At 71.7% G+C, this 4,880-nt stretch carries 3 protein-coding genes and 1 pseudogene; 3 read left to right on the top strand and 1 reads right to left on the bottom strand.

Annotated features, from left to right (window positions below; genetic code table 11):
• Together lat and CM1CMNOD_RS13455 are read left to right on the top strand one after the other, a co-directional pair.
• Positions 1–1,535: L-lysine 6-transaminase (gene lat, locus CM1CMNOD_RS13460; RefSeq protein WP_431607658.1), on the top strand; the 1,535-nt coding region annotated here is incomplete at its 5' end.
• Positions 1,536–1,649: 114 nt separating this feature from the next.
• Positions 1,650–3,256: pseudogene (locus CM1CMNOD_RS13455) on the top strand (aldehyde dehydrogenase family protein).
• Between the two features lie 87 nt (positions 3,257–3,343).
• Here CM1CMNOD_RS13455 and CM1CMNOD_RS13450 read toward each other — a convergent pair.
• On the bottom strand, positions 3,344–3,898 hold the full coding sequence (locus CM1CMNOD_RS13450; protein WP_013874153.1) for a Uma2 family endonuclease: 555 nt from the start codon (positions 3,896–3,898) through the stop codon (positions 3,344–3,346).
• 285 nt (positions 3,899–4,183) lie between these two features.
• Here CM1CMNOD_RS13450 and CM1CMNOD_RS13445 point away from each other — a divergent pair, with 285 nt between their 5' ends.
• On the top strand, positions 4,184–4,378 hold the full coding sequence (locus tag CM1CMNOD_RS13445; protein WP_013874152.1) for a hypothetical protein: 195 nt from the start codon (positions 4,184–4,186) through the stop codon (positions 4,376–4,378).
• The last annotated feature ends 502 nt before the right edge of the window (positions 4,379–4,880 follow it).

The raw sequence follows: 4,880 nt of genomic DNA, 5'->3' as shown, positions 1-4,880 counted from the left end.
TCACCTCCACCTCCAGCGTCACGTCCGGCGCCACCGTCACACCGGCACCGACGGCCGCGCCCGTCCAGGGACGGGCCGCCGTCACCGGCGCGGCCCCTCCCATGCACACCCACCCAGCCACGCGCGGCACGCTCGTCGACGCGTCCGCTGGCGCGGTCACGGGCGCCGCCGCCGATCCGACGGGCACCGCGGGCACGGCAGGCACGGCGATCGCGCCGCGCGACGTTCTCGAGGTGCTCGGCCGCCACGTCATCGCCGACGGCTTCGGTATCGTCCTCGACCTCGAGTGCAGCCGCGGGAGCTGGCTCGTGGACGCCCGGGACGGCCGGCGCTACCTGGATCTCTACAGCTTCTTCGCGTCCGCGCCGCTGGGGATCAACCCGCTGGAGCTGACCGGCGACCCCGCCTTCCTCGCCGAGCTCACCGCCGCGGCGGTGAACAAGCCGGCCAACTCCGACATCGCCACCGCCGCCTACGCCGGATTCGTCGAGATGTTCATCCGTGTCCTCGGTGACCCGGAGCTGCCGCACCTCTTCTTCGTCGAAGGCGGGGCGCTCGCCGTCGAGAACGCGCTGAAGTGCGCCTTCGACTGGAAGAGCCGGCACAACGCCCAGGCCGGCCGGCCCGCCTCGCTGGGCCGGCGGGTGCTGCACCTGCGGCACGCCTTCCACGGCCGCAGCGGATACACCCTGTCGGTGACCAACACCGACCTGGTCAAGACCGAGCGATTCCCCGTCTTCGACTGGCCCCGCATCGACTCGCCGGTGGTCCGGTTCCCGCTGGACGCGCGTGGCCTGGCCGACCTCGCCGAGGCCGAGGCGGCCGCGCTGGCCCAGGCCGAGGCCGCGTTCGCCCGCCATCCCCACGACATCGCCTGCTTCCTGGCCGAGCCGATCCAGAGCGAGGGCGGCGACAACCACCTGCGGGCCGAGTTCCTCGCGGCGATGGAGCGCCTCTGCCACGCCCACGACGCGTTGTTCGTCCTCGACGAGGTGCAGACCGGGGTGGGGATGACCGGTTCGGCCTGGGCCTACCAGCAGCTGGGCCTGCGTCCGGACGTCGTCGCGTTCGGCAAGAAGGTGCAGCTCGGCGGGGTGATGGCCGGCCGGCGGGTGGACGAGGTGGCCGACAACGTCTTCCGGGTGCCAGGGCGGATCAACTCGACCTGGGGCGGCGGCCTGGTCGACATGGTCCGGTCCCGGCGCATGCTCGAGGTGATGGCGGCCGACGGACTGTTCGCCCGCGCCGGCGAACTCGGTCGTGACCTGCTCGCAGCCTTGGGCGAGCTCGCCGGGAAGTATCCGTCGCTGGTGTCGAACCCGCGTGGGCGTGGGCTGCTGTGCGCGATCGACCTCCCCTCGGCACGGTGCCGGGACGACGTGGTCCGCCGGTTGCGCACCGAGGAGAGCGTGCTGGTGCTGCCCGCGGGCGTCCGCGCGCTGCGGTTCCGGCCGGCGCTGACCGTCTCCGCGGCCGAGCTGGAGCTCGGCGTGGCCGCCCTGGACCGGATCCTCGCCCGCGTCCCGACTCTATGATCGGATCGCGACCGGATGACCGGATGACCGGATTCGGGTTGGGTGGCCCGGGCCGCTCCGGATGATCGACTGCATGGTCCGTCAGATGATCGACTGGATGGTGAGGTCGTCGACATGAAGATTCCTCAGGCGCCGCACCGCCCGGCCGTCCCGCCACGCCGGGTGGAGCTACTGATCGGTGACGGGGCCGGGCCCACCAGCCGGCGGCCGGCTGCGGCCCGGGCCGTGACCCGCTCGACGAATCCGGCTCACCTCGACGAGGTGGTCGCCGAGGTGAGCCTCGCCGGCCCCGCCGACCTGCTGGACGCCTGCGCCGCCGCACGGGCGGCGGCACCGGACTGGGCGGACGTGCCCGCGCCGGTCCGCGGCAGCGTCATCGCGAACCTGGGGCACCTCGTCGAGGCCAACGCCGAGGCGCTGGCCCGCCTGGTGACGCGCGAGGTCGGCAAGCCGCTGGCCGAGGCCCGCGGCGAGGTGCAGGAGGTCGTCGACACCTGCCGCTTCTTCCTCGGGGAGGGCCGGCGCCTCTACGGCGAGACCGTGCCGTCGGAGATGCCTGACAAGCAGCTGTTCACCTTCCGGGAGCCGGTCGGCGTCATGGTGGTGATCACCGCCGGGAACTTCCCGGTGGCGGTGCCGTCCTGGTACATCGTGCCGGCGCTGCTGTGCGGCAACACCGTCGTGTGGAAGCCGGCGGTCTACGCGGCCGCGTGCGCGCAGGCGTTCACCGAGCTGATCCTGCGCGCCGGGGTGCCCCATGGCGCGGTCGGGCTCGTGCCGGCCGAGGGCGTGGAGACGTTCGCCGGCCTGGAGCGCGCCCTGGACGCCGGGCTCGTCGACAAGGTCGGCTTCACCGGGTCCACCGAGGTCGGACGGATGATCGGCGAGCTGTGCGGCCGGCACCTGCAGACCCCCTGCCTGGAGCTGGGCGGGAAGAACCCGATGGTCGTCGCGCCCGACGCCGATCTCGACGCGGCGGTCGCCGGCGCGGTGTTCTCCGGGTTCGCCACCGCCGGGCAGCGGTGCACCTCGCTGGGGACGGCGATCGTGCACGAGTCCGTGCACGGGGAGTTCCTGCGCCGGCTGGTGGCCGCGGTCGAGGACGCGCGCATCGGCGACCCGGTGGCCGACGTCCTGTACGGACCCCTGCTCGACCTGCGGTTCGCCGCCGGTTTCGAGCACACCCTCGGCCTGATCCGTGAGCATCACCGGGTCGCGGGATCCTCGGCGGTCGGGTGGACGCGGCCCGTCCGCGCCGCGGCTTCGTGGGCGACCCCGATGACGGGCTGTACTACCACCCGGTGATCCTCGACGGTGTCCGGCCCGACGACGAGGTGTTCCGGGAGGAGACGTTCGGCCCGGTCATCGGGGTGACGACCTACCGGGACCTCGACGAGGCGGTTCAGCTCGCGAACGCCCCCGGCTACGGCCTGTCCTCGTCGATCTACACGAACGACCCGCGGACGGTCTTCCGGTTCCGCCGGGGGATCGGTGCCGGCATGGTCAGCGTGAACAACTCGACGTCCGGCGCCGAGGCACACCTGCCCTTCGGGGGCAACGGCCGCTCCGGCAACGGCTCCCGCCAGTCCGGCCGCTGGGTGCTCGACCAGGTCACCCGTTGGCAGGCGGTCAACTGGGACTATTCCGGCCACCTGCAGAAGGCCCAGATGGACACCGCCGTCCTCGCTGCCGACCTCACCTTCCGCCTGCCGCCCGGTTAGGACGTCGGTCGGCCTGCCCTCCGTCCGCGCCGCCTCCCGCCGACTGGCCGGCCGGCGGCGTGGGCGGCGTGGCGCTGGCTCGTGCGGTCAGCGTGCCCAGCGGGGGAGCAGCGCGGTGAGGTCGAGGTCGACCGGGAACGGTTCGGTGACGATGAGTTGCTGCCCGCTGCCGGTCGCCACGTAGGCGCCGCCGGGGCCGGGCTGGTAGGTCGTCACACGGGGTGGCGCCGGCTCGATCCGCCAGTAGTGCGGGATGCCGAACTGGGCGTAGAGCGCGGGTTTGGTGGTGCGGTCCTCGACATGGTTGCCGGGTGACTCGATCTCGATCGCGACGACGACCTCGGCGGGGGAGAACCAGTGCCGGGCGGGCTCGTCGCTGCGTATCACCATCAGGTCGGGGATACGGGTGAGCTGCCGGCCGAACCGGATGTCCACGGCCATCGCCAGCGCGAACGGCTCCGGCGTGACGTCCTCGAGCGCGGCGAAGAGCCGGGCGCCCAGCGCCTGGTGCAGGTTGGAGGGGGAAGGCGACACGCTGAGAGCTCCGTCGGTCAGTTCGTACCGATGGTTGCTGACCGGCAGCTCGTCGAGGTCGTCGGTGGTCCAGCCACCCGGAGGAATCGCGATCAGCGGCTCGCTCATCGGTGAGTCCTCCCATCCGTTCCGGTGGTTCAACTTTACCCGCGGCGGGTTTGGTCATCTACGGCGGGTTCACGGTGTGTAAAGAGTGTGTATCGCGCGCGCCGCGGCCCCGTGCATGATTATTCTCACCCAGGGGCCATGTATCATCCTGGATACTGGTTCGATATCTTTTGTAACCGACTGTCGGTGGAATACCGACATGTCTGTCGCGTCACCATGTCTGTCGCGTCACCATGGTCGGCCGGTTCCACATGTTGGTTACGGCCAGGGAGGGGAGCATTGTCAATGGCCGAGCACGATGAAGTGGTTCAGTCGGAGTCGCTGTGGCCGAGCCAGCGGGCGTCCGAAGAGGACGCCAACGACGGTTCGGACGCCGCGGCCGAGCCGTGGCGAATCCCGCGTTCGGTCGCGAACCCCACCCGGCTGCGGCTCGGAGTATCGCGGCAGTCGGACGCGGCCAGCATCTCCAGCAGTGCCTGAGCCCGTGGTGACGCCTGCCGTCTGACGGCGCGGGAGGCGCGCGTCCGGCGGATTGTTCCGGCCCTGCCGTTCCAGCCCTGTCCGGGGCTGTCCGCCGTGGATGACCGGCCTGTCATCACACCGGGCCAGGTGGTTCTACGCAGGTCGTACCAGGCGAAAGCCATACCAGACAGACAGGTGGGTACGAAGGCAGGTAGTCGTACGACACGTCAGGCCGTATGACACGGCCCGTGCCGCTGTCCGGGTAGTCCCCGGCCCTGTTTATTCGGTTGATGTCGTGGTGGACGTCGAGCCCTGCGGCCCGCCGGACCGGCGTCCCGTCCGGCGGGACTGGTCGGAGCCGCGATGGGATGAGCCACCGCGGCCGGCGGGCGTCCCCCACTGCTGCCTGTCCAGGTTCCTGTCCGAACCCCGGCGTGGGCCGGCGTGCGACGAGCGCGCCTGCGCCGGCACCCGGATCCCGGACGGCTGTCGGGTGGCGCCCGAGCGGGGGGGTGTGCTG

This window comes from Protofrankia symbiont of Coriaria myrtifolia, from assembly GCF_900634755.1.
Lineage (GTDB): Bacteria > Actinomycetota > Actinomycetes > Frankiales > Frankiaceae > Protofrankia > Protofrankia coriariae.
The sequence above is the reverse complement of the archived record's forward strand: the minus strand, read 5'-3'. Positions and strand labels throughout refer to the sequence as shown.